Origin of the sequence: Gordonia mangrovi, assembly GCF_024734075.1 — a bacterium.
In the GTDB taxonomy this organism is placed as follows: Bacteria; Actinomycetota; Actinomycetes; order Mycobacteriales; family Mycobacteriaceae; genus Gordonia; species Gordonia mangrovi.
This window is the reverse complement of the sequence record NZ_CP102850.1, coordinates 1,715,041-1,740,536: the sequence shown is the minus strand read 5'-3', so window position 1 is coordinate 1,740,536 and position 25,496 is coordinate 1,715,041. Positions and strand designations below refer to the sequence as shown.

At 67.4% G+C, this 25,496-nt stretch carries 22 protein-coding genes and 1 pseudogene; 14 read left to right on the top strand and 9 right to left on the bottom strand.

All coding sequences use genetic code 11. The features are described from left to right. Positions 1-165: 165 nt before the first annotated feature. From NWF22_RS07925 to NWF22_RS07895, 7 genes are all read left to right on the top strand, one after another. The gene (locus NWF22_RS07925; protein WP_160903875.1) at positions 166-609 is read left to right on the top strand and encodes a Fur family transcriptional regulator; all 444 of its coding nucleotides are present in this window, start codon (positions 166-168) and stop codon (positions 607-609) included. Next, positions 606-2,867 (top strand): catalase/peroxidase HPI, encoded by a 2,262-nt coding sequence (katG, locus tag NWF22_RS07920; protein WP_160903874.1) that lies wholly within the window; start codon positions 606-608, stop codon positions 2,865-2,867. Before NWF22_RS07925 ends, katG begins: the two co-directional genes overlap by 4 nt. 163 nt (positions 2,868-3,030) lie before the next feature. Continuing rightward, positions 3,031-4,047, top strand: a complete 1,017-nt coding sequence (gene fgd, locus NWF22_RS07915; RefSeq protein WP_160903873.1) for a glucose-6-phosphate dehydrogenase (coenzyme-F420) — start codon at positions 3,031-3,033, stop codon at positions 4,045-4,047. Between the two features lie 130 nt (positions 4,048-4,177). Then, positions 4,178-4,726, top strand: coding sequence for a TetR/AcrR family transcriptional regulator (locus NWF22_RS07910; protein ID WP_160903872.1), 549 nt, complete (start codon positions 4,178-4,180; stop codon positions 4,724-4,726). A 122-nt stretch (positions 4,727-4,848) separates the two neighbouring features. Further along, the gene (locus tag NWF22_RS07905; protein ID WP_160903871.1) at positions 4,849-6,471 is read left to right on the top strand and encodes an FAD-binding oxidoreductase; all 1,623 of its coding nucleotides are present in this window, start codon (positions 4,849-4,851) and stop codon (positions 6,469-6,471) included. An 87-nt stretch (positions 6,472-6,558) separates the two neighbouring features. Continuing rightward, positions 6,559-8,667 carry a phosphate acetyltransferase gene (gene pta / locus NWF22_RS07900; RefSeq protein WP_160903870.1) on the top strand — a complete coding sequence of 703 codons (2,109 nt, stop codon included), beginning with the start codon at positions 6,559-6,561 and terminating at the stop codon, positions 8,665-8,667. Beyond that, a complete protein-coding gene (locus NWF22_RS07895) occupies positions 8,664-9,875 on the top strand; it encodes an acetate kinase (RefSeq protein ID WP_160903869.1) in 1,212 nt (403 codons plus the stop codon). Before pta ends, NWF22_RS07895 begins: the two co-directional genes overlap by 4 nt. Positions 9,876-9,959: 84 nt before the next feature. Here the strand turns inward: NWF22_RS07895 and NWF22_RS07890 are convergent, their stop codons facing one another. From NWF22_RS07890 to NWF22_RS07880, 3 genes are read right to left on the bottom strand one after another with little or no spacing between them, the layout of a single operon-like run. Continuing rightward, positions 9,960-12,497, bottom strand: coding sequence for a serine/threonine-protein kinase (locus tag NWF22_RS07890; protein WP_160903868.1), 2,538 nt, complete (start codon positions 12,495-12,497; stop codon positions 9,960-9,962). Between the two features lie 27 nt (positions 12,498-12,524). Continuing rightward, on the bottom strand, positions 12,525-13,532 hold the full coding sequence (locus NWF22_RS07885; RefSeq protein ID WP_160903867.1) for a glutamate ABC transporter substrate-binding protein: 1,008 nt from the start codon (positions 13,530-13,532) through the stop codon (positions 12,525-12,527). Next, a complete protein-coding gene (locus NWF22_RS07880) occupies positions 13,529-14,974 on the bottom strand; it encodes a GlnX family signal transduction membrane protein (protein WP_160903866.1) in 1,446 nt (481 codons plus the stop codon). The genes NWF22_RS07885 and NWF22_RS07880 overlap by 4 nt, the downstream gene beginning before the upstream one ends. Before the next feature lie 431 nt (positions 14,975-15,405). Between NWF22_RS07880 and NWF22_RS07875 the strand changes: the two genes are divergently transcribed. Then, positions 15,406-15,888 carry an NUDIX hydrolase gene (locus tag NWF22_RS07875; protein ID WP_160903865.1) on the top strand — a complete coding sequence of 161 codons (483 nt, stop codon included), beginning with the start codon at positions 15,406-15,408 and terminating at the stop codon, positions 15,886-15,888. 22 nt (positions 15,889-15,910) lie between these two features. On the opposite strand, the gene NWF22_RS07870 is transcribed toward NWF22_RS07875, so the two are convergent. Together NWF22_RS07870 and thiE are read right to left on the bottom strand one after the other, a co-directional pair. Next, on the bottom strand, positions 15,911-16,378 hold the full coding sequence (locus NWF22_RS07870) for a 2-isopropylmalate synthase (RefSeq protein ID WP_309249737.1): 468 nt from the start codon (positions 16,376-16,378) through the stop codon (positions 15,911-15,913). A 232-nt stretch (positions 16,379-16,610) separates the two neighbouring features. After that, complete coding sequence (gene thiE / locus NWF22_RS07865; protein WP_258321355.1) at positions 16,611-17,285, bottom strand: thiamine phosphate synthase; 675 nt, start codon at positions 17,283-17,285, stop codon at positions 16,611-16,613. Between the two features lie 189 nt (positions 17,286-17,474). Between thiE and thiO the strand changes: the two genes are divergently transcribed. From thiO to NWF22_RS07850, 3 genes are read left to right on the top strand one after another with little or no spacing between them, the layout of a single operon-like run. Then, positions 17,475-18,596 (top strand): glycine oxidase ThiO, encoded by a 1,122-nt coding sequence (thiO, locus tag NWF22_RS07860; RefSeq protein ID WP_160903863.1) that lies wholly within the window; start codon positions 17,475-17,477, stop codon positions 18,594-18,596. Between the two features lie 2 nt (positions 18,597-18,598). Further along, positions 18,599-18,796, top strand: a complete 198-nt coding sequence (gene thiS, locus NWF22_RS07855; protein ID WP_160903997.1) for a sulfur carrier protein ThiS — start codon at positions 18,599-18,601, stop codon at positions 18,794-18,796. 4 nt (positions 18,797-18,800) lie between these two features. Further along, positions 18,801-19,589 (top strand): thiazole synthase, encoded by a 789-nt coding sequence (locus NWF22_RS07850; RefSeq protein WP_160903862.1) that lies wholly within the window; start codon positions 18,801-18,803, stop codon positions 19,587-19,589. Between the two features lie 286 nt (positions 19,590-19,875). Here NWF22_RS07850 and NWF22_RS07845 read toward each other — a convergent pair whose 3' ends face one another. From NWF22_RS07845 to NWF22_RS07835, 3 genes and pseudogenes are all read right to left on the bottom strand, one after another. After that, positions 19,876-21,123, bottom strand: coding sequence for an HNH endonuclease (locus NWF22_RS07845; RefSeq protein WP_160903861.1), 1,248 nt, complete (start codon positions 21,121-21,123; stop codon positions 19,876-19,878). 207 nt (positions 21,124-21,330) lie between these two features. Further along, positions 21,331-21,454, bottom strand: a pseudogene (locus NWF22_RS07840) (integrase core domain-containing protein); the annotation flags it as partial. Between the two features lie 16 nt (positions 21,455-21,470). Next, positions 21,471-22,682: an oxygenase MpaB family protein gene (locus tag NWF22_RS07835; RefSeq protein ID WP_160903860.1), complete on the bottom strand. Its 1,212-nt coding sequence runs from the start codon at positions 22,680-22,682 to the stop codon at positions 21,471-21,473. A gap of 116 nt (positions 22,683-22,798) precedes the next feature. Here NWF22_RS07835 and NWF22_RS07830 point away from each other — a divergent pair, with 116 nt between their 5' ends. Next, positions 22,799-23,365 (top strand): TetR/AcrR family transcriptional regulator, encoded by a 567-nt coding sequence (locus tag NWF22_RS07830; protein WP_160903996.1) that lies wholly within the window; start codon positions 22,799-22,801, stop codon positions 23,363-23,365. A gap of 4 nt (positions 23,366-23,369) precedes the next feature. Here the strand turns inward: NWF22_RS07830 and NWF22_RS07825 are convergent, their stop codons facing one another. Beyond that, entirely contained in the window at positions 23,370-23,660 is a 291-nt protein-coding gene (locus tag NWF22_RS07825; RefSeq protein WP_160903859.1) for a DUF1330 domain-containing protein, read from the bottom strand. Between the two features lie 112 nt (positions 23,661-23,772). On the opposite strand from NWF22_RS07825, the gene NWF22_RS07820 reads away from it, so the two are divergent. Next, positions 23,773-24,720, top strand: a complete 948-nt coding sequence (locus NWF22_RS07820) for an ABC transporter ATP-binding protein (protein ID WP_160903858.1) — start codon at positions 23,773-23,775, stop codon at positions 24,718-24,720. Further along, positions 24,717-25,469, top strand: coding sequence for an ABC transporter permease (locus NWF22_RS07815; protein ID WP_160903857.1), 753 nt, complete (start codon positions 24,717-24,719; stop codon positions 25,467-25,469). The genes NWF22_RS07820 and NWF22_RS07815 overlap by 4 nt, the downstream gene beginning before the upstream one ends. The last annotated feature ends 27 nt before the right edge of the window (positions 25,470-25,496 follow it).

The following is a 25,496-nucleotide window of genomic DNA, read 5'->3' as shown; positions in this document are numbered from 1 at the left end:
AAGTCCGCTTGAAGTACAGTTGAGCGCGTTCGCCCTGGGCGGTCGTCGTCCGCATTGCGTCGGTGCGCTGTCCCGCGGTCGCCGAGGTGGTGTGGCCCCGCGGTGTTCTCCTGGCCGACTCCAGAAGCCCTGACATCGGCCGACCTGTGTGTTTACAGTTGGCAGGTGGCTTCCACGCCCGACTTCCCGGCGCTGCTGCGGTCGACCGACCTGCGGGTGACCCGACCGCGGGTCGCCGTACTGGGTGCCGTGCACCACCATCCCCACGCCGACACCGACACCATCTACGGTGCGGTGCGCGCCGAGTTGCCCACCGTGTCGCGGCAAGCGGTCTACGACGTCCTGCACGCCCTCACCGACGCGCGGCTGCTGCGGCGCATCCAGCCCGCCGGCCACGTCGCGCGGTATGAGACCCGCGTCGCCGACAACCACCATCACGTCGTGTGCCGGACGTGCGGTCGCGTGGCCGACGCCGAGTGTGCGGTCGGTGCGGCGCCCTGCCTCACCGCCGACGACGACCACGGATTCATCCTCGACGAGGCCGAGGTCACCTACTGGGGCCTGTGTCCCGAGTGCGCACAAACTTCTGTCCGACACAGAAATGAATGAGTTCATCCCCCGAAGATGTGAGAGGAATCGTCGTGACATCCGACAGCCGCCCGCCCAGTCCAGACACCGGCACCGCCAGCGCCAGCGAGAGTGAGAACCCGGTGATCCCGTCACCGGAGCCCAAGGCCCACGCGCCCATGAAGAATCAGGACTGGTGGCCCGAGCAGATCGACCTGTCGGTGCTGCACGCCCACTCGTCGAAATCCAATCCGCTCGGTCCGGACTTCGACTACGCCGCCGAGTTCGCCAAGCTCGACGTCGACGCCCTCAAGGCCGACCTGACCTCGCTGATGACCACGTCGCAGGACTGGTGGCCGGCCGACTACGGCCACTACGGCGGCCTGTTCATCCGGATGAGCTGGCACGCGGCGGGCACCTACCGCATTTACGACGGGCGCGGCGGCGGCGGGCAGGGTGCGCAACGATTCGCGCCCCTCAACAGCTGGCCCGACAACGCCAACCTGGACAAGGCGCGCCGACTGCTGTGGCCGGTCAAACAGAAGTACGGCAACAAGATCTCCTGGGCGGACCTGCTGGTGTTCGCCGGCAATGTCGCCCTGGAATCGATGGGATTCCAGACCTTCGGATTCGGCTTCGGCCGCGAGGACATCTGGGAACCCGAGGAGGTGTTCTGGGGCCAGGAGGACGAATGGCTCGGCACCGACAAGCGCTACTCGGGGCAACGTGAGCTGGCGCGTCCGTTCGGCGCCACCACCATGGGCCTCATCTATGTGAATCCCGAAGGCCCCGAGGGGCAACCGGATCCGGTCGCCGCCGCCCACGACATCCGGGAGACCTTCGGCCGGATGGCGATGAACGACGAGGAGACGGCCGCGCTGATCGTCGGCGGCCACAGCTTCGGCAAGACCCACGGTGCCGGTGACGCCGACCTGGTGGGCCCCGAGCCGGAGGCCGCGCCCATCGAGCAGCAGGGGCTGGGGTGGAAGAGCGGCTACGGCACGGGTAAGGCCGAGGACGCCGTCACCAGCGGACTCGAGGTGGTGTGGACCACCACTCCGACCCAGTGGGGCAACGGTTTCCTGCAGAGCCTGTACGGCTACGAGTGGGAACTCACCAAGAGCCCGGCCGGTGCGTGGCAGTACACCGCCAAGGACGGTGCGGGAGCGGGCACGGTGCCCGATCCGTTCGGTGGTGCCGGACGCGCCCCGACGATGCTCGTCACCGACATCTCGATGCGCGAGGACCCGGTGTACCGCGAGATCACCAGCCGCTGGTTGGAGCATCCCGAGGAACTCGCCGAGGCGTTCGCCAAGGCCTGGTACAAGCTGCTGCACCGCGACATGGGCCCGGTCACCCGCTATCTCGGTCCGTGGGTGCCCGAGCCGCAACTGTGGCAGGACCCGGTGCCCGCTGTCGACCACGAACTCGTCGGCGCCGACGACGTGGCCGCCCTCAAGCAGAAGGTGCTCGATTCGGGGCTGTCGGTGGCGCAACTGGTCAGCACCGCATGGGCGTCGGCGGGCAGTTTCCGCAGCACCGACAAGCGTGGCGGCGCCAACGGTGCCCGCATCAGGCTCGCACCGCAGAAGGATTGGGACATCAACGAGCCGGCGGAGCTCTCGAGCGTGCTGTCGACACTGGAACAGATCCAGCAGGACTTCAACGGCTCGGGCGGTGCCACGATCTCGTTGGCCGACCTGATCGTGCTGGCCGGGTCGGCGGCGATCGAGAAGGCCGCCGCCGACGCCGGGCACGACGTGACGGTGCCGTTCACCCCCGGCCGGACCGACGCCACACAAGAGCAGACCGACGTGGAGTCCTTTGCGGTGCTCGAGCCGCGCGCCGACGGCTTCCGCAACTTCTCCCGCGAAGGCGAGAAGGTGCCGCTGGAGGCGTTGTTGCTCGAACGCGCCTACATGCTCGATCTGACCGCGCCGGAAATGACCGTGCTGCTGGGCGGCATGCGCGTGCTGGGCACCAATGTCGGCGGCAGCCGTCACGGCGTGCTGACCGACCGGCCTGGCCTGCTGACCACCGACTTCTTCGTCAACCTCCTCGAAATGGGCACCGAGTGGCAGACGTCGACGTCGGCGGAGAACGTCTACGAGGGCACCGATCGGGTGTCGGGGTCGGCCAAGTGGACGGCCACCGCGGCCGATCTGGTGTTCGGTTCGCACTCACAGCTGCGAGCGCTGGCCGAGGTGTACGCACAGAGCGATGCCGGCCAGAGGTTCGTCGACGACTTCGCCGCCGCCTGGGTCAAGGTGATGAACAACGACCGCTTCGACCTGAAGTAGTCCCCTCGGGTCGTCTCCGCAGGGTTCGTCCCCCGGGCAGCCACCTCCTCCCACGTCCCGCCGGAGGAGCACACGGCACCCGGGGGACGAACCGTCCGTGCCGGGCCTGAGTAGGTTGGAGACAGAGTGATCGATCGGTGATGGACGAAAACGAGGTAACAGCGTGGCAGCAGAACTCAAACTCGGGCTCAAGGCGTCGGCGGAGCAGTTCGACCCACGTGAACTCGTGGAGATCGCGGTTCTGGCCGAGGAGCACGGTCTGGACTCGGTGACGGTCAGCGACCATTTTCAGCCGTGGCGTCACAACGGGGGTCACGCCCCGTTCTCCCTGGCGTGGATGGCGGCCGTCGGCGAGCGGACCAAGCGCGTGCAGATCGGGACGTCGGTGATGACGCCGACCTTCCGCTACAACCCGGCCGTCATCGCGCAGGCCTTCGCGTCGATGGGATGTATGTATCCGGGGCGGATCATGCTCGGCGTGGGCACCGGCGAGGCGCTCAACGAGTACGCGACCGGTTTCCAGGGCGAATGGCCGGAGTTCAAGGAGCGTTTCGCGCGGCTGCGCGAGTCGATCAAGTTGATGCGCGCACTGTGGACCGGCGAAGAGGTCAACTTCGACGGCGACTACTACCAGACGAAGGGCGCGTACATGTACGACGTGCCCGAGCAGCCGATCCCGGTCTACGTCGCCGCGGGCGGCCCGGTGGTCGCGCGGTATGCCGGCCGCGCCGGTGACGGATTCATCTGCACCTCGGGCAAGGGCGCCGAGCTGTACCAGGAGAAGCTGATCCCGGCGGTCAAGGAAGGCGCGGAGAAGGCCGACCGCGACTTCGAGACGATCGACCGGATGATCGAGATCAAGATCTCCTACGATCCGGACCCGGAACTCGCGCTCGAGAACACCCGGTTCTGGGCGCCGCTGTCGCTGACCGCCGAGCAGAAGCACAGCGTGAACTCCTCGACCGAGATGGAGCGGCTCGCCGACGAACTGCCCATCGAGCAGGTCGCCAAGCGCTGGATCGTCGCCTCCGATCCGGACGAGGCGGTCGAGAAGGTGAAGTTCTACACCGACTCCGGGCTCAATCACCTGGTGTTCCACGCGCCCGGCCACGATCAGCGACGCTTCCTGCAGAACTTCGAGAAGGATCTGGCACCCCGGCTGCGCGAGCTCTCGGTGTAGCGCCCCGTCCCCATCGCGCGTCCGGTGAGTTCTGGCCGCAGCTTCCCATTCCGGCTTGGAACGGGAACTGCGGCCAGAAGCCGCAGGTGCGGCCGGAATCGGCGTGCAGGGTCCGATACCGTGTTCGACCATGGAACGTGACCGCATGGTGGACGTCGGCGTGGCGCTGGTGTCGCGCTTCGGGGCGAAGGCACTGAGCCTGACCTCGGTGGCACGTCAGGCCGGTGTCGCGCGGGCGACGGCGTACCGGATGTTCGGTGGCAAGGACGCGCTGATCGCCGCGATCGTCGAGCGCGAGGTGGTCACCCTGCGGGTGAAACTGCGCGAATGGGCCGACACCGAGCCCGACGCGGCGGGCAAGGTGCGCGCTCAGGTGCGCAACGTGCTGCCCTACATTCGGGAACACGAGGCACTGCAGTACGTGTTGCGCAATGAACCCGAAGAGGTGGTGCGGGCGCTGGTCGCGACCAAGGGTGCGGCCGGCCCGACGCTGATCCACCAGATCGTGGAGCAGGCGCTGCCGGATCTCCAGCCGGAGATCGCCGACGAACTCCGCCCGGACCCGCGGGGTGCCGCGGAATTCCTGGTCCGCACCATCTACTCGTTGATGCTCATCCCGGACAGCGCGCTCTCCGACGACGAGGTCGCCGATCTGGTGGTCCGTGCCATCGTGAAGTAAACGGCCATCGTGAAGTAAACGGCCATCGTGAGGTGAACGGGCATCGTGAAGTCGTGAGGTGACTGCCGCCAACAACCGCGTGACAGTTACGCTGAATGTGTAACGCGTGAGGAGGTGGGTCGATGTCCGACGAGGCGAGGCGGCCGAACACATCCGACGACGAGACCGCGCTGCCGGTCGTGACGATGCACCGGCCCCGGTGGGGTGACCCGACGACACCCGCCGAACTGCCGGCCGCGGCCGCCGCGCTCGCCGGGTCGGACGCGGTTGCTGATCCCGGTGTCGATCCCGCCGCCGTCGTGCTCGCCCGCCCGTCGGTCCCCGACGCGCTGCACGCGGCACTCCGGGGATTGCTCGGTGCGGCCAATGTCAGCGCCGAACACCGCGATCGCATCGAGCACACCCGTGGCTACTCGACGACGGATCTGCTCGCCCTGCGCGGCGGCGACGGCGGCGACGCGCCGGATCTCGTCGTCACACCGGGGAGCCACGACGAGGTGGTGCGGCTGTTGGCCCTGTGCGCCGAGCACCGCGTCGCGGTGGTGCCGTTCACCGGGGGAACGTCGGTGGTCGGGGGTCTCACCCCGCAGCGTGCGGATGTCGTCGGAGTGGTGTCGGTGGACCTGCGTCGACTCGACCGGCTCGTCGCCGTCGACGAGATCTCCCGCACCGTCACGCTGCAGGCCGGTCTGCGTGGTGTCCGAGCCGAGGAACTGTTGCGCGCCAAGGGATTCACGCTCGGGCATTTCCCGCAGTCCTACGCGGGTGCCGGCATCGGCGGCTATGCCGCCACCCGATCGGCCGGCCAGTCGTCGGCCGGCTACGGGCGCTTCGACGAGATGGTCGAGCATCTGGTGCTCGCCACCCCGCGCGGCACGATGGAACTCGGCACCGCACCGCGATCGGCGGCCGGCCCGGACCTGCGTCAGCTCGTTCTCGGCTCGGAGGGGGCGTTCGGGATCATCACCGAGGTCACCGTCCGCATCCACCCGGCGCCGGCCTGCCGACTGTTCGAGGGCTGGCGGTTCGACGACTTCGACGCGGGGGCGGCCGCGCTGCGCCGACTCGCCCAGGACGGGCCGATGCCCACCGTGTTGCGGCTGTCCGACGAGGTCGAGACCGCCATCAACCTCGCCGACCCCGACGAGCTCGGCGCCGCTGCCGGCGGCTGTCTGGCGGTCGTCGGCCATGAGGGCGTTGCGGCGGAGGTCGACCGTCGGCGCGACGCGACTGCCGAGGTGCTGCATGCCGCCGGCGGGCGCTGCGTCGGTCCCGGGCCGGGGGAGGCGTGGCGGACCGGCCGGTTCCGTGCGCCGTACCTGCGCGACCCACTGCTCGACGCCGGCGTCCTGGTGGAGACGCTCGAGACCGTCACGTACTGGTCGCGGCTGACCGAGGTGAAGGGTGCGGTCACCGCCGCAGTGACCGCCGCACTGACCGCGATGGATACCGAGCCGTTGGTGATGTGTCACGTCAGCCATGTGTACGCGGCCGGGGCCTCGCTCTACTTCACCGTCGTCTGTCCGCAGGCCCGGAACCCGATCGACCAGTGGGCGGCGGCGAAAACGGCCGCCAACACCGCGATCCGCGCATCCGGTGCCTCCATCACCCACCATCACGGAGTCGGCCGCGACCATCGCGACGCCTATCACGACGAGATCGGCGACCTCGCGCTCGAGGCGTTGCGGGCGGTGAAACAGACGCTGGACCCCGACGGCATCTGCAACCCGGGCATTCTGCTCTGACCCCGAGAACCGGTGTCGCCAGATCAGCGACTGGAATTCACCCGCTACCGGTCGCTGCGGTCGCTCGATCGCCGATAGGCTGAGGCCATGGGTGCAGACACCGTCGAGTCGCGCAGCATCTACCTCGCCTCCGCCGAAGGGGACACCGGCAAATCGACCATCGCCCTCGGGCTCCTGTCGCTGCTCTCGGCACGTGGCGGGCGCGTCGGCGTCTTCCGGCCGATTTCGCGGGCGACCGCCGGCGAACGGGATTACATCCTCGACCTGCTGATGCACCGCGACTCGGTGGATCTGCCGTATGAGGACCGCATCGGGATCACCTACGACCAGGTGCACGATGACCCGGAGGCCGCGATCGGCGAGATCGTGGCGCGGTTCCACGCCGTCGAGGCGTCGTGCGACACCGTGCTGATCGTCGGCTCCGACTACACCGACGTCGGCAATCCGTCGGAACTGAGCTACAACGCGCGCATCGCTGCCAACCTGTCGGCACCGATAATCCTGGCGATCAAGGGTTCCGGCCGCAGCGCGGTGGAGTTGCGCGGGATCGCCGACCTGCTGCTGGCCGAGATCTCGGCGGCGCACGCGACGACGGCCGCGATCGTGGTCAACCGCAGCGAGCCCGAGCTGCTCGCGGTCAACAAGAGGGAAGTGGGCAAGACCGGCGTGCCGACCTGGTGTCTGCCCGAGAATCCGGTGTTGTTCGCGCCCACCATGGGTGAACTCAAGCAGGCTCTCGGCGCACACATGTACAGCGGGGACGAGGCCCTGCTCGACCGTGAGGCGCTCAATGTGATGGCCGGCGGCATGACCGTCGAACACATCCTGGAGCGACTATCCGACGGGATGGTGGTGATCACCCCCGCCGACCGCTCCGACGTGCTCCTGGCGCTCGTCAACGCCAATACCGCCCAAAGCTTTCCGCGGTTGTCGGGAATCATCCTCAACGGCGGGCTGCGGCCGCATCCGATGATCGAGGCCCTCGTCAAAGGTCTCAAACCGACGCTGCCGATCATCGCGTGCGGTCACGGCACCTACGAGACGGCGCGCACCGCCGCGCACACTCGCGGCCGGGTGCGGCGTGATTCCGTGCGCAAGATCGATGCGGCACTGGCATTGATGGAGCGTCACATCGACCCGGAGGCCCTGCTCAAGGTGCTCGACGTGCGCGCGCCGTCGGTGGTCACCCCGCAGATGTTCGAGTACGGACTCGTCGCCCGCGCCCGATCGCAGCCCAAACACATCGTGTTGCCCGAGGGCAACGAAGACCGGATCCTGCGCGCTGCCGGACATCTGTTGCGGCGCGACGTCGCCCGGCTCACCCTGCTCGGACCCACTGATCGGATACACACGCGGGCACAGGAACTCGGCGTCGACCTGAACGGTGTGGACGTGATCGATCCCGCATCCTCGGAGCTGCTGGACGAGTTCGCCGCCCAATACGCCGAGATCCGCAAGCATCGCGGGATGGATGTCGAGCGGGCCGCCGAGATGATGCACGATGTCTCGTACTTCGGAACCATGATGGTGCACACCGGGATCGCCGACGGCATGGTGTCCGGGGCGGTGCACACCACCGCGCACACCATCCGGCCGGCCTTCGAGATCATCAAGACCAAACCCGGCGTCAACACGGTGTCCAGCGTGTTCTTCATGTGCCTGGCCGACAAGGTGCTCGCCTACGGCGACTGTGCGGTGGTGCCCGACCCGACCGCCGAGCAACTCGCCGACATCGCCATCTCGTCGGCGCATACGGCCGCTCAGTTCGGTATCGAGGCCAAGGTCGCCATGCTCTCGTACTCCACGGGCGAATCCGGGTCCGGCGCCGATGTCGACAAGGTGCGGGTGGCCACCGATCTGGTCCGTAAACGCGCCCCGGAGATCCTCGTCGAGGGACCCATCCAGTACGACGCGGCCGTGGAGCCGAGCGTGGCGGCCACCAAGATGCCGAAGTCTCCGGTGGCGGGGCAGGCCACCGTGCTGGTGTTCCCGGACCTCAACACCGGCAACAACACGTACAAGGCGGTGCAGCGCAGCGCGAATGCGGTGGCCATCGGACCGGTGCTGCAGGGGCTCAACAAGCCGATCAACGATCTGTCGCGAGGTGCGCTGGTGTCCGACATCGTGAACACGGTGGCCATCACCGCCATCCAGGCGCAGGGAGAACCTGCCGGCACCGCCGAGGGCCCGGCGTGAGCGCGGGTGCCGAGGGCGCCGTACTGGTCCTCAATGCCGGCTCGTCATCGCTGAAATATCAGCTGCTGCATCCGGATACGCAGCAGGTGGTGGCCGATGGCATAGCCGAACGGATCGGCGACCATGGCTCATCGATCACCCATGAGCAAGACGGTGACGTCGAGAAAGTATCCGTGGAGTTGCCCGATCATCATGCGGCCATCGAGCGGGCGATGCAGTTCTTCACCGATCACGGTACCGATCTGCGCAGCGCGGGCCTGCGTGCCGTGGGACACCGAGTGGTGCACGGTGGGCGCACCTTCTTCCGGCCGACCCTGATCGACGACGAGGTCATCGGGGAGATCTCCCGGATCTCCAGTCTTGCGCCACTGCACAACCCGGCCAATCTGATCGGGATCACCGCAGCTCGCACCTTGCTGCCGGAGGTCCCGTCGGTGGCGGTGTTCGACACCGCGTTCTTCCACGGTCTACCCGACGCCGCAGCGACCTATGCGATCGACCGCGGTGTGGCGAGTATGCACGCCATCAGGCGCTACGGATTCCACGGAACCAGCCACGAGTACGTGTCGGAGCAGGTGGCGCTGTTCCTCGATCGGCCGCTGGACGAGGTGAACCAGATCGTCCTGCATCTGGGGAACGGGGCATCGGCCTCGGCGATCGCCGGTGGTCGGCCGATGGACACGTCGATGGGCATGACCCCACTCGAGGGGCTGGTGATGGGCACCCGCAGCGGCGACATCGACCCAGGGATCGTGTTGCACCTGCACCGGGTCGCGAAGCTCGAGGTGGATCAGATCGATACGTTGCTCAACAAACAGTCGGGGCTCAAGGGATTGTGCGGCGAGAACGACTTTCGGACCATCACCGAGAAGGTGGCCGATGGTGACCAGTCGGCCCGACGGGCCTACGACGTCTACATCCACCGTCTCCGCCGCTACATCGGTGCCTACATGATCGAGCTCGGACGGGTCGACGCGATCACCTTCACCGCCGGCGTCGGTGAGAATGCGGCGAGTGTGCGAGCCGACGCGTTGGCCGGCCTGGAGAACTACGGCATCGTCGTCGACGCGGAGCGCAATGCCCTGCGCGGCAAGGACGCCCGACGGATCTCCCCCGACGACGCGGACATCGCAGTGCTGGTGGTCCCCACCAACGAGGAACTGGCCATCGCCCGCCAGTCCGCGGAAGTGGTCACCCGACCCCGTTGAGTGGGCGCCAATTCCGTTGGCGGGATACCGCGCCCACTCGACGACATCAACGTGGTCGGCGGAGTGGCGGACCGCGGCGCGGCGTCAGAAGAGCGTGTCGGGGCGCACATAGTTGGCGAGATCCACGAGCATGAACCGGTGGCCGCGGTCGGACCGTGTCTGTCGCGCCAGCGCGCGCAAACTGCGTTCGGTGCCGGCGCGCAGTCCCGCTTCGGTGAACGGATAGCCCAACAGCGTGGCCGGTTGGAGCGAGGGATCGGTGTCGGGGTTCTCGTGCACCCAACCCAGGGCGGTACCGAGCACGATGAGCAACAGACGTTGTTTGCGGGGTTCACCCTCGGGCATCACGCCGACCCGTCGGGCGGCCTCGACGACCTGCTGACGTGTGATCTCGCTGGTGGGTCTGCCATGGACCAGCGCGATCACCGCGGTGGCGCGGGCGGTGTTGAAATGCCTACTGGTGGGTGGCACCTCGTCCAGGGGTGCGATGGCCGAGGCGACGTCACCGGTGGCCACCGCCAGCCGTGCCAGCCCGAACGCCGCGGTGACGATGCCGTGGTCGGTGAGCCACAGATCGTGATAGTGGTGTGCCGCGACGTCGAACAGCTCGGCGATCCGCCGGTCCTGACTCTCCGACGGCATCCCCTCATCCGAGAGCCACCGGCCGATGAGTTCGGCGGTCCCGGCAACCGCCAGTTTGGGGGCGACCTCGCCGGGCATCGCCTGCAGCACGTCGCTGAATCGCTCGTAGGCGAGCTCCGGTTCGTCGTTCATCAGCGCGCAGATGGCCAGATACCACTGCACCCGCCACGAATCCCCGTGGTGGACCGAGACGTCGCGCAGCAGTGCCAGCGCGGTGTCGACATCATCGAGTTCCAGATGCGCCCGCACTTCCGCGAGGTCGATCTCCAGGGACGGATGCTTGCGCTTGTCGGCTCGCCCCAGCAGCGAAGCGAAGCCGTCGGCGCGGGCGGCGTGGATGGAATCCAGCGTCTGCCGCGGATCGGAGAACGCCGCCGAGGTGAGCATGCCGGCGGCAGGATCGGCCGGGTTCACCAGCGGCAGTGGCAACGCCCGGGCGATGTCGACAGGATCGTAGAACGCCGCTTGTTCGGGATCGAAGAATCCGTCGACCGGCGCGAGCATCAGATCTGTGCCGAACGTCGAACGCTGCGGGGTGAACACCGTCGACAACGACGGCCGCGGTACCCCCGTGTGCACGGCGACGATCTCACGCAGCACATTGAGGACCTGTGTCGTCATCTCGTCGGTGGAGGCGAAGCGATCGGCCGGGTCCGTGGCCGTCGCACGTTGCAGCAGAAGGTAATACGACGGGTTATCCCGGAACACCGGGGTGTCCTCGGGGGAGGGTAGGCCGTCGAGGTAGCGTCCGTTGCGTTTGGGTATGTCCACGGTCAACGTGGCGAGGGTGCGGCCGATGCTGTAGATGTCGGTGGCCACCTGCGGGCCGGTCCGGACGATCTCCGGAGCCTGGAATCCCGGTGTGCCGTAGAGATGTCCGTACCCGTTGATCGCGGACACCGCGCCGAGGTCGATCAACTTCACCTCGTCGCTGCCGACCATGATGTTCTCGGGTTTCACGTCGTTGTAGACCAATCCGACCGAGTGCAGATAGCCGACTGCGGGCAGCACCTCCAGCATGTATGCCATCGCATGCTCGACCGGCAACAGCCCGGTGCTGCCCTCCCCTTCCGAGGTGATCTGTTTGAGGGTCTGACCGCCGATGTACTCCATGACGATGTAGCCGAAGCGTTCGCCGTACTCGTTGACGTGCTCGACGAAGTTGTAGATCTTGACGATGCCGGGATGATTGACCGACGCCAGGAACTGCCGCTCGGCGACCGCAACTGCCTGGGCCTCGGAATCCGACGAGTTGAGCAATCCCTTGAGGACCACGGGACGGTCGGAGACGTTGCGGTCGATGGCCAGATAGATCCAGCCCAGGCCGCCGTGCGCGATCGCGCCGGCGATTTCGTATTGGTCGGCGACCAGCGTGCCCTGTTCGAGGCCGGGAACGAACGAATAGCGCACCCCGCAGTGTGGGCAGTTGCCGGTCAGATCACCCTTGCCGGGACCGGCGGTGCGCCCCACCGGTTTGCCACATTTCCAGCAGGTCCGTTTGCTCTCGGCGATGACCGGGTGGGCCAGCACCGCATCCGCCGGTTCGATGTCGGTGATCTTGGGCAACTCGACGAGTCCGCTGCCCAGGCGTCGGTCATGAACCATCGACCGGTTGCGCGGTACCAGACGTCGGCCCGAGCCGAGTGCGGAGATCACATCGGTCGGGATCGTCGACGCGGACCGGCCCGACACTCGATCGGTGAGTTCGTCGTCCTCGTCATCTTGTTCAGCGGGAGCGGGCGTGTACTGGGTACCGACCTCGAGGTCGTCGACCGAGGCTGCTTGGGTGCCGATGTCGAGGTCGTCGACCGAGGCTGCTTGGGTGCCGATGTCGAGGTCGTCGACCGAGGCTACCTGGGTGCCCACGTCGGCCTCGTCGCCGCACAACTCGTCGCGGCTCACCGCCTCCGTGCCCACCTCGACGCCGCCCGCGTCCTCTGCGGACACCGGCGCGTCCGGGCGATACTCGTCGTTCGTCATCTCAGTTCGTCATCTCGTCGGCCATCGTCAATCTCGGTAGACCGGTTGGGGAGGTCCGTTGCTGGGCCCCAGGATCGACAACCAGCGCTCGTACATCTGCTGCCACTGCCCGCTGCTGCGGAGTTGATCGAGCACCCCGTTGACGAAGCGCACCATGTCGTCCTGGCCCTGCGGGATGCCGACGCCGTAGTACTCCGCACCGAGACTGGGCCCCACGAGTTCGACCCACGGGTCCTGCTCGGCAAGTCCGGCGAGGATGGCGTCGTCGGTGCTGACCGCGTCGGCCTGGCCCTGCTGCATCATCACCAGACAGTCGGCCCACGTGGTGGTGGTGACCATTCTGACACGCGGCACGATGGCCTGAATGCGGCCGATGGAGGTGGCACCCCGAGCGGCGCAGACCCGTTTGCCGATGAGGTGGCGCGGGCCGGTGACCCCGGAATTGCGGGTCGACAGAATCCGCTGATACGCCACGTAGTACGGGGTCGAGAACGACACCTCCTCCAGCCGGTCGCAGGTGATGCTCATCGTCTTGACCACCACGTCGACGGAATGGTCGGCGAGGGCCTCGGTGCGGTCGGCGGAACTGAGCACCCGGAACTCGATGGTGGCCTCGTCACCGAAGATGGCCCGCGCGATCGCGCGGGCGATGTCGACGTCGAACCCCTGGATGTCGCCGCTGATCGGGTCGCGGAAACTGAACAGGTTGCTGCCGATGTCGAGCCCGACGATGAGTCGTCCGTTCTCGAGGATGTCGGCCATCGTGCTGCCCTGCGGCATCTGGGCGGGCGGCGGCATCGGGCCCGGACGCAGACTGACCGTCGCGTCGCAGTTCTGAAAGCTCGGCACCGGTTCCTCGGGCACGTCGGTTTGCGCGCCGGGCGGCAACGGACGCGCCCCGAATGCCACCGGAGGCGGCGATTCCGGGGCAGGGAAGCGGGCGCATCCGATGGCGGCGGCGCCGACTGCGAGGATCAGCACGGCCGACGTCGTCAGCCGCTTGATCCGCACCCGAACCCCACACCGATCGTTCATCGGTACTCCCGGATTCGAGGGATCAGTCCGATCACCACTGCCGCGGCGGCGAACAATGTCAGTCCGAGGATGCCGGCGCCGGTGAAACCGAGGACACGTTGGGCGGTGTTGATGTCGTCGCGGAACGCCAGCCGAGTCGTGGTGATGCTGTCGACGAGCGCGCGGTCGAGATCGCGGTAGGCCTGCGCGGTGGTGTTGCGTCCGTCGCCCACGGTCATGGTGCGTGCTCGGGCGAAATCGCCTGCCGCCATCTCCTGGCGGACCTGCGCGTCGACTTCGCGCCAGCGGTCGAGCACGTAGTTGGCGTTGTAGAGCTGCGCGTCGGTGACGACGCTGGAATCTCCGCGCTCCTGTTCCACCCGGTCGATCAGTCGCTCGATCGCGGCGGTGGTGTCGGTGAATGTGCGGTCCTGATCCTCCTGGTCGCCACGCCGGACCAGGGACAGCGTCTCCGCCGACCGGGCCTGCTGGGTCAGGATGCGCGCGGAGGTGAGTTCGCGTAGCGGAGCGGCACCGTCGACGCGCGCGTTGTTGGTCGCCGCCACCGACATCAATCCCGAGATCAGCAGCCACACCGTCCCGACGACGACGGCGATCAGCGCCGACAGCACGCCGACGTTGAACCGGCGTCGGGTTCTCTTCACCAGGTAGCGGCTGGTGGCCACTAGCCCGACGATCAATGCGAGCAGCGCGATGTACACACCCCACGGTGGTCGGGTCAGTGCGCTCTGCGGGTCGGCGATCGCCATCGAACGCCGCTGGTACAGGCGCTGGGCGGCCGGCAGGATCTCCTCCTGCATCATCGTCGAGGCCTCGCCGAGATACGCCGAGCCGACCGGATTGCCGAGTCTGTTGTTGGTCCGGGCGACCTCCACCAAACCGCTGTAGACCGGGATACTGATGGCGAGGGTGTTGAGATCCGAGTCGATCTCGCGGGCAGCGGCCGCACTGGTGGTCTTCTCGATCTCCTCCGACGAACCGGCCGCGATGATCAGCGACGACGACGCGGTGGCCAGCGCATCGGCGTACCGCGTGCGCAGTTCCGGTGACTCCAGGCCGCCGGAGATGAATGCCGAGTTCGCCGACGCGTCGGCGATCGACAGAGAGCTGTAGAGCACCTGGGAGGCCTCGGCGAGTGGTTCGGTCCGATCGATCATCAGTCGAAGCGTCTGGGTGCGATCCTCGAGCGTTGTCGAGGCGTACAGGCCGGTCGCCACACACGAGACCGCGAGCACCACCAGGATCAGAATGAGTTTCCCCGGACTGGTCACCGCGTAGTGCCGCAACGTCGTCAGCGGCGACTGGGCCCGTGCGCGTGTCGACGTGCCCAGGCTGCGACGATCGGAGAGCACCTGACGGATCGGAGGCGCCGTGGGACTGGGCCGGATCGTCCGGCCCGCTCGCGTGAGCGCGGTCCTCATGTGCGAGACGTCGCCGGTCACGTCAGGTTCCTTCCGAACTCTCCATAATTCCGGCGTCACTCTCCGATCGTGCCGGTCGCGCCGGCGTCGGGTTCACGGGTCTCCACCTTGTCTGTCGGAGCGGGCAGTGCAGATGTTTCGCTCCCCGTCGAAGACGCGGAGCGCCAAGGCTGCCGGTGCCGTTCCAACGAGGTCGCCCGTTGCGGTCGCCCCCATGGCGAACGTCGGTCCGACGGTCCCACCATCTGCCTCAACCCTAGTCCCCGGCCGCAGGCCCGGCTCGTCGTGGGACGCCGTGTCCTCGCACTTCTCGATGTGTTGGCACATCGGGTCATCGGCGGGGTGAATTCCGCGTTCGCGCTCTGGCCAGTCCAGCCGGGCTCACATACGGTGGACGACGTCCGGGCGGCACGTTTGGAGTGTCGGGGTGACGACGAACAGCAGGAGGCAGGGTGCGGGGAGACGGCGACGGTTGGGTGGTCGATCCGGACGGTTCGCGCTACTGGGGGCGGAACGGTGCGGCGGGCTTGCTGCTGCGCGCGCCGCTGGCCGACGGTTCCACCGGGATCCTGCTGCAGCACCGTGCGGTGTGGTCGCACCAGGGGGGTACCTGGGGTCTGCCCGGCGGCGCCCGCGACAGCCACGAGAGTGCGATCGACACCGCGATCCGCGAAGCCGACGAGGAAGCCGGCATCGGTGACAGCGAGCTGCGGGTGGTCGCGGCGATCGTCACCCATCAGGCCCCCAGCGGCTGGACGTACACCACCGTGATCGCCGAGGTCGATCATCCGATCCACACCATCGCGAACTTCGAATCCGCGGAGTTGCGGTGGGTGCCCGAAGGTGACGTGATCGGACTGCCGTTGCATCCGGGTTTCGGGAACGCCTGGCCGATGTTGCAGGAACGCATCAACGTTCTGGATCCGCGCAGCTGACGTATCCGATGCCATCGCCGGTTCACCGGGCCAGCCGTAGCCGGTTCGCCCCGGCGACCAGGGCACGGACGTTGGACTCATCGGGCGTCGGACCGGTGCCGTAGGCCCAGCAGCGGCGATCGTCGTGTTCGCACAGCAGGAATGTGGTGACGGTGCCGGCGATCTCCCGTTGGTGGAGCCCGACGATCTGCACCGGCGCACCGATGTCGTGCAGCATCGACGTCATGGCCCCGATCGTGCCGGCCGCGGTGGCCTGCAACGAGATGATGCGGTCGGTGTGGGCGAAGGTTGCCTGACAGGTGACCATGTCCTGCCGGGCGCGGCGGACCGACCAGGTGCCCAGGCGGATCGCCCCCGTCGGGGCGTACTCGTCGAGAAAGTCTTCCCAGCTCAGGCCGGCTGCCTCCGCGCGGATACCGGGGGGCAGCGGGCGGCCGAAACGGGCCGCGAACGGGTCGGATGGTGGGGTGGTGGTGCTGAGGGTGTGCATGGTGTTCGCCGAATCGGTCGAAGGGAGACCGACGGGCAGATGGCGCAACGACCCCGCAGCGGGGGGTCGGTCAGATTCAGACCCCGCTGCGGCGGGCTACGAGCGCGTTCTGCATGCACAACATGATGGCGACAACCATAGACCGCCCCGATGGGACGCGGCAACCGAGTTGTCGGCGCAACGGAGCGGACTCCAGGGTGGGGACTACCGCACGGGGACTACAGCACGGGGACTACAGCGTGGCCCGCAGCTGCGTGGCTGCTGTCCGCGGATCGTCGGCGCCCGTGATCGCCCGGACCACCACCACCCGGCGCGCCCCGGCGTCGGTCACCGCCGCGATCCGGTCTGCGTCGATACCGCCGATGGCGAACCACGGTTTCTTCGGCGCCGTCGCGGCGGCTTCCCGCACCAGGTCGAGGCCGGGCGCGCTACGGCCGGGTTTGGTCGGCGTGGGCCAGCACGGGCCGACACAGAAGTAGTCGACGTCGTCGTCGGCGACGGCGGCCCGCAGCTGTGCCGAGTCATGGGTGGAGATGCCGATCGCGATGTGGTCGCCGGCGACCTGACGGGCCAGGGCCGCGGGCAGATCGCCCTGGCCCACGTGCAGGACGTCGGCACCGGCCAGGGTGGCGACATCGGCGCGGTCGTTGACCGACAACAACGCGCCGTGAGCGTGCGCGATCTCGCGCATCCGGGCCAGGATCTCGAGTTCCTCCCGGGCCTCCAGCGAGCCGAAACGCGCCTCCCCGGGCGAGCCCTTGTCACGCAACTGGATGATGTCGACGCCGCCGGCGACTGCCGCGGACACGAAGTCGACGAGGTCGCCACGTTCGCGGCGGGCATCGGTGCACAGGTAGAGACGGGCGTCGGCGAGTCGCGCGGTCGTCGCGCGTCGGATGTCGGTCACGGTGGTCACGCTAGTGGTCCCGGCGCAGGGCTTCGTCGCCACCGCTGTGCGAGAGCCGCCGGTGCGGCGGTAGCCTGGTGTGGAACGACACGGGAGCCCCGGGGTACGCCGGGCTGAGAGTGCGGATCGATCCTCGGCTGACCGTTTGACCTGATCCGGGTAATGCCGGCGAAGGAAGGATGATCTGACGTGAGTGCCGACAATCCTGATCGACCAGGCCTGCTCGCCGTCGTCGGTGGCGGTGTGATCGGTCTGACCTGCGCATTGGCTGCCGCCGATACCGGATGGCGGGTACGGGTGTTCGACTCCGGCGCCGACCGGCGCGCGGCGTGGGTGGCTGCGGGCATGCTCGGGTCTCTCGGCGAAGGACACCCGGGCGAGGACGAGTTGCTGGCGATGTCTACGGAGTCGGTGCAACGCTGGCCCGGTCTGCTGGACCGGCTCGGTGCCCCCGACGTCCTGGCCGCGTCGGACTCGCTGTTCGTGGCGGCGTCGTCGGCCGACGCCGAGCATCTCGACACCCTCGCCGACTTCGTCTGGGCGCGGCAGCCACGCGCCCACGACGACCTGCGTCGGGTCCGGCCGGCGGAGATCCGGCGTCTCGAATCGGCACTGAGTTCCCGGTTGCACAGTGGCTATCTGGCCACCGGCGAGGGAGCGGTCGACAACCGTCGATTGCTGGATGCGCTACGCACGGCGCTGCTGGCCGCCGGCGGTGAGGTGATCGACCGGCCCGTCGACGACCTCGCCCACGTCGAGGCCGACACCATCCTCGTCGCGGCCGGTGTGGGGACGTCCGCGCTGATACCGGAGGTGTCGCTGCATGCGGCCAAGGGGGAGATCCTGCGGCTGCGTCGCACCCGATGGTCGGTGCCGCCGCCCGCGCATGTGGTGCGCGCGCGGATGCACGGCCGGTCGGTGTATCTGGTGCCGCGCCATGACGGAGTGGTTGTCGGTGCCACCCAATACGAACCGTTCGACGCCACCCGTACGGACCCGGAGGTCGGCGGCGTGACGGATCTGCTGTCCGATGCGGTCGAGCTCATGCCTGGGCTGCGTACCTACGAGCTGGTGGAGGCCGGCGCCGGCATGCGGCCCTGTTCGGCCGACGGGCTGCCGATCATCCGGCGGATCGACGAGCGAGTGGTGGTGGCCACCGGCCACGGACGCAACGGAATCCTGTTGGCGCCCTACACCGCTGATGCGGTGATGACCTTGCTCGGCCGCGGCGGCGTGGGCCGCTCTGCGGGTGCGACGACCCACACCGGTGTCACGACCCCCATCGGCATCACGACCGGAGGAGAGAGCTGATGATGACAGTCACAGTCAACGGTGAGGTCACCGATCTGCGGACCGATGCGTCGGTGGCCGATCTGGTGACCGCCATGGGCCTGCCGGACCGGGGTATCGCGGTCGCGGTCGACGGTGTGGTGGTTCCTCGCGGCAGCTGGGGCAGGGCACTGCGTGCCGGCGCCGGCATCGAGATCGTGACGGCGGTGCAGGGTGGATAGTGCGATGCCGGATGACCCGACAACCGCCGGTCTCGGCGTACCACTGCGAATTGCGGACCGTGACTTCACCTCTCGGCTCATCATGGGGACCGGCGGCATCGCGAATCTCGCCGTCCTGGAGCGTGCATTGGTGGCTTCGGGCACCGAGCTGACGACCGTCGCGTTGCGGCGGGTCAGCCCTGATTCGCGTACCGGGATGATCGAGTTGCTGCGCCGTCTCGACATTGCGATCCTGCCCAATACCGCCGGGTGCCACACGACGGCCGAGGCCGTGCTGACCGCACAACTCGCCCGCGAAGCCGTCGAAACCCACTGGGTGAAACTCGAAGTGGTGTCCGACGAACGCACGCTGCTGCCCGATCCGATCGAGCTGATCGACGCGGCGCGGGTCCTCGTCGACGAAGGATTCGCCGTGTTGGCCTATACGAACGACGACCCGGTTCTTGCTGCACGGTTGCAGGATCTCGGTGTTGCGGCGGTGATGCCCCTCGGCTCGCCGATCGGTACCGGCCTGGGTATCGCGAATCCGCACAACATCGAGATGATCGTCGCCGACGCGCAGGTTCCGGTGGTGCTCGACGCCGGTATCGGCACCGCGAGTGACGCTGCCCTGGCAATGGAACTCGGTTGCGATGCCGTCCTTCTGGCCTCGGCTGTCACGCGGGCCGACGACCCGGAGCGGATGGCCACCGCGATGCGGCACGCGGTGATCGCCGGACGCCACGCCGCCGGTGCCGGTCGTATCCCGAAACGCTTCTGGGCGCACGCCTCCTCACCGCAGCGCAACCGCTGAACTCGTCTCGCCGGGTGCAGAGAGCCACGAAAACAGCGGAACCCGCAGTGGGCCCCACCGTTGCTCGAGTAGCCCGTCTCGAGTAGCCCGTCTCGAGTAGCCCGTCTCGAGTAGCCCGTGGTGCCGGGCGGTACTCATCGAGTCCACCCGACTGCGGGATACTCGAACAACGGCAGGGCGCCGCGCGGTATGGAGTTCTCAAGGTACCGATGCGGTCCCGGCCAGCGGCCGGGTGCTGGGAAATGTTGCCTACGGGTCTATTCCGGAAAACGATCGAGCAGAGCTGTCAGGCGGCGGCGGGCAGGTTGTCGAGATTCATCGTGCGCCTGTTGTAGGCGGGTATTGGTTGCCGTTTGGGGTCGACGGTGGTGGGTGGGATGAGCCAGGGGTGTCGATCGTGGCCCATGATCACCTCCCATCCGTTGTGGTGGATGTCGGCGTGACAGGACGGACACAGCAGACATCCGTTGTCCAACACTGTGATTCCACCGTCAGCCCAATGCACGAGATGATGCCCTTGGCAGCGGGTGGCCGCTACTCCGCATTTGATGCAGCACTGATCCCGCTTGTGCAAGGCTTTGCGTAGGTGGGGCGGGAACAGGCGTTTCTCCTTACTCATCTCCATCGGCACCTGCTCACCGTCGACGATCGCCACGGTCGCGGTGGTGTCGCAGGTCAGGGTGCGCAACGTGGCTTCGGTGAGTGACCCCATGAACGGTAGTTCGGCCAGGTCCGGGGTGTCGGCGGGCACGGACACCAGCATCTGGGTTCGTGGTGCGGACGCGGCATCCCCGCTGCGGGCGGCGATATCCAAGAGGGCTTCGAGTGCATCGGCGTGGCGGCGCTCCGGGCTGCGGGCATCGGGTGAGCCGTCGGGTTCGGGGCGGGGTGCCGCCAACTCCTCCATCGCGGCGGAGAATTTTTCGCCGACGTCGGTGTTGAGGTCGGCGCGCACCTGCAGGCGGCCGTCACCGTCGACGTCGTGGGTGAGGGCATTGAGGTTGCGGTCCTCGCAGGCGGGGAGCCCACCGGTGTCCTCGGCCTGCTGGTTACCCAGCCGACGCGCGTGTTTGCCGATCTCGGCGGGCGTGGCGCCGGAGAAGAAGTGGGCGAGGAGGTCGGTCACGATGTTGAGACGCGCCGGGTCGTCGATCGGTTCCGCCGATCTTTTCTCGACATGCTCGACCCCTTTACCCACCGCATCCACGTGTTCGGCCGAGACAGCCCCGTCGGCGGCATGGGCGGCCAGGGTCGGCAACTTGGCTCGCGCACCCGCAATGCGGATCAGCCGGGACGCGACCGCCGGCGCGAGCCCCATCACGATCAACAACTCACTCAACCTGCGGCCATGATCGCGGGCCACCCCCAGCCGGTCGAGATGGCCGACCACGGTGGCGGCGTGATGCTCGATCAGATTACGCATTGTCACCAGCGCGGTCATCGCGTCGAACGCCGCCCGCCCGGACATGTCGTCGGCGAAACACAGTTCACGCAATGAATCGGTGATGGTGGTGAGATCCCCCGAAGCTCTCATGACTCCAACGTAATCGCAAGAGTGTTCGATGTCAAGGAATCGGTCGTGAGAATTATTCTGCGACAGAGGGTTTGGACGAAAACGCAGTGAAATGGACTTTTCAGTGGACTTTGGTGATCAGGAGTCACAGGAGTTACACGTTTCGGGTAAAAATCACCGCGAGAAGACAATTCGCCCAAACGTGCAGCGAGTTCGTCTGGGTAGGTCGCGGCGCGCAATTTCGGATAAGTAGGTTTCGGCGCAGGCCCATTCCGAGGGCCAAGGTGCGGTTGAACCCTTCGACTTTCCCGTTGGTCTGCGGCCGGTACGGGCGGGTCCGTTTGTGCTTGATGCCGCAGAAAGCGCAGTTAGTGAACCGACGCACGGGTGGCGGCGATCTCGTGCTCACCCGGTGCGTTGTCGACCAGTTCATGGGTGACGCCGTACGCCGCCCGCATCCGGGTCATCTCCTCATCGCGGATGCGATAGCCGCGCTGCGAGACCTGTTGCGGTCCACCGCCGATGCGCATCCTCACCCGCCCGAAGCCGACCATCAAGGGTTCAGTTGCTCGGATCACGTGCTTCAGTCGGGTGTTCGGTACGCCGAGGGCGTCGGCGGCATCGTCGCCGAGGAACACTCGCTGCAGGCCGTGGACCAGCCGGGTGGAGATGACGCTGCGTGCGGCCGGCGGTCCGGGGAGTGCATTGGCCAACTCGGGGATGAGGTAGTCATCGGTGAGCGCCACCACGAATTCGCGATCGTTGTCGTCGGGTCCGGGGGAGGTCAGCCGGTAGAGCTCCTCGATGCGCACATGGTCGGCCTCGTCGACCGGATTGAGGTCGAGCGTCATGCCGATCACGTGTCCGACATAGCGCCACAGGTGATAGATCGCATCGAGATCGGCGTCGGAGAATCGCACACCGAGACGATGCATGGCGTCGAGCGCGATGTGTCCGAACTCGGCCATCGTGAAGGCCATGAAGGGCTGCGGTATCGGCACACCCCACGCCGCCTCATCCCAGGTTCCGGATCGGGACAGCCCGCGGCGGACGTGGGCGTGGATGATCCGGACGCGCACGGTGTAGGCGAATCCTGCACCGTCGCGGCGCATTCCGCCGGGGGAGATCACCTGACGCAGCCATTCGCCCACCTCGACCGAGCGAATGGCGGGCATGGACACGTACCTGCCGGTCTGCACCAAGGGCTTTCCGGCGATGGTGTTCTCCGCGCCGCGCAGCAGGGAAGCGGCCGCCAGCACGATGCCCAGCGACGCAGTGTGGCGGATCAGTGCATCGGCGGCGCGGTCGAGACGGGTGTGATCGACCCAATCGGGTTCGTCGTCGAGGAACGCAAAGAGGGCACGCAACGACTCGGGCGCATGGTCGACGGCATCGATGCCGTGCTCGAGTGCGGTACGAACCGCCTCGGTCGCCGACGACCCGACGAAGTCGTCGTTCACCACGGCGTCGGCGAGCGCATCGCCCTGCCACATCGCCGACAGCCACCGTTCGCCGTCGTCGCCGTAGCGCGCGATCGCGAGGTCGGCGTTCACGAGGTCTTTCGGAGGGTGCAGTTCCACGACTTCAGTGAAACACGAGAAATCCTCACTTACTATTCACTTTCATGACCGGTGCCGCACGACGCTCTCCGAAGGGTTCCCAACGTGCCCGCCCGCAACAGGATCGCAGCGTTGACATGCGTAAACGGCTTCTGTCCAGCGCCAATGACCTGCTTGCCCGGCGTCCCGGAACCCGGCCGACGACGCAGGACATCGCCGACCACGCTCACGTCAGCATCGGCACGGTCTATCGCTACTTCGCCGACATCGACGCGATTGTCGAAGAGCTGCGGGCCACGGCGATCCACGACATCACCACATCATTGGCCACCGGTGTGGGACGGGCGATGGACGCCGAGCCGATGGCCGCGATGGTCACCATCGTCGAGACGCTGACCGCCGCGTTCGAGAAGCACGACCCGGTTCTGCGCATCTCGTACTCAACCGCGGAAGCGGAGTTCGGTGACGCGTGGGCGGAGGTGGAAGAACCCCTGATCCCGTTGGCCCGCATCCTGCCTGCCCGGCTACGGCCGGACCTCGCCCCGAATGAGCTCGACGACCTCGTCTTTCTGACGATGGGCGCGACCGCGAACCTGTGCCTGCGCATCGCGTTGCTGCGGCCGGAAGGCTCGAATCGGGAGGCGTTGATCGCCACCGCGGCCCGCATGCTGCTCGCCGCGCTGATGCCGATGGAGGCTGCCTGATCCGTCAGGTGGTGGTGACCGGCCACAACTCCGTCCGCGCGACACACGACGTGCGTCGATCGGCCATCGACATCCGGTGTGGATCGGCCATATACGCATCGAACCCGGCCCGATCGGCGAACTCGATGATCTGGGTTTCGAGCGGACGGGACGGATCATCGTCGGTGCGGCTGGCGCGCGCCAGTACCCGTCCGCCGTGCGCGGACACCAGTCGGAGCACGTCGTCTTCGTAGGCGTGAAGCTCATCGGCGTGGCCCTCGACGGGCCACAACAGAACGACGAAGGTCACCGGCACGCCATCACGCTACGCCCGCAACGCGTGCCCGGATGTCCAAGTGGTCCTGTCCGAAAATTCGTCCACCGAATACCCCGGACGAACTTACGAACAGCACCACTAAGGTCGGGGTGTGCTCACAGTCGAGAACCTGACCAAGGTCTTCGGGCAGGTCCGTGCCGTCGACGCCCTCACTTTCGAGGTTCGACCGGGAATGGTGACCGGTTTCCTCGGACCCAACGGCGCAGGCAAGTCCACCACGATGCGAATGATGCTCGGTCTCGACCGGCCCACCGCCGGCACCGCCACCATCAACGGGCTGCCCTACCGCGACCTCGATCACCCGCTGCGCCAGGTCGGGGCATTGCTCGACGCGAGTTGGATCCATCCCAACCGCAGTGCCCGGTCGCATCTGCGCTGGATGGCCGCCTCCAACGGCATCCCGCGCCGTCGCGTCGACGAGGTCCTCGACACGGTCGGGCTCTCGACCGTCGCGACCAAACGTGCCGGCGGCTTCTCGCTCGGCATGAAGCAACGCCTCGGACTCGCGGGCGCGATGCTCGGCGACCCACATACCCTGCTGTTCGACGAACCGGTCAACGGCCTCGACCCCGAGGGCATCGTCTGGATTCGTGGGTTCATGCGCTCTCTGGCGGCACAGGGTCGGACGGTGCTGGTGTCGAGCCACCTGCTCACCGAGATGTCGCTGACCGCCGATCACCTCGTCGTGATCGGGCAGGGCAAGCTGATCGCGGACTGTTCGGTCGCCGAGTTCACCAGCCGAGCGGCCAGCAGTGTGCGCGTCCGCAGCCCGCAACTGCCCGACCTGCATCGGGTGCTGGCAGAGGCGGGTCTGCGGGTCACCCCAGGGATGGCTCCCGACGGACGCCCGGTGCTCGATGTCGCCGACGCGGTCACCGATCAGGTCGGCGACATCGCCGCGCACGCCGGCATCGCACTGCACGAATTGACCGGTACCGGCGCCTCACTCGAAGAGGTGTTCATGACGATGACGGCGGGCGCGGTCCAATACCACGGGGGCGGTCCGGCCGGACCCGCAGCACAGGGAGGACCGCGATGATCACCGCCATGGATGCCGAGCGCATCAAACTCACCTCCACCCGCTCGCCCTACTGGTGTGTCGCGATCGTCGCGGTGCTGACCGTCGGTCTGGCTCTGGTGACCGGTGCCACCATCAGCGGCCCCCTGGCGTCGACACCGGGCGAGGCGGCGTGGACCGCCCTCATCGGCCTCAATTCCTTCGGCCTGCTGGTGCTGATGATCATGGCGGTGTTGGCCGTGACCAGCGAATACCGTTTCGGCACCATACGCACCACCTTCCAGGCCGTGCCGAGGAGGTCCACGGTGCTCATTGCGAAGGCGGCGGTCTTCGGACTGCTCGCGCTGCTGGTGAGCCTGGTGCTCGCCGTCGTGGGTGTCGCGGTGGCAAAGGCCGCCGGAGGCAGCACGGTCGGCATCGACATCGGCGACAGCATCGTGATCCGGCAACTGTGGGGGACCGCCGTGCTGGCCGCGCTCTATGTGCTGATCGGACTCGGCGTGGGCGCGATCGTCCGGCACACCGCGGGTGCCATCGTCATCCTTCTGATCTGGAATCTGGCGTTGGAGTCGATTCTGACCATCCTGCCCAGAGTCGGCGACGACATCGCCCCCTTCCTACCGTTCGCCAACGGCAGCCGATTCCTCAACGGCGACCTCAGCGCCACCGACTACCACTGGAATGTGTATGGGTCGCTGATCTATTTCGCGATGTTCGCGGTCGTGATCTTCGTGCTCGGCATCGTCGCCACCGAGCGCCGCGACGCCTGAGCGGTGTCATACGTCGGTATGTCTCCG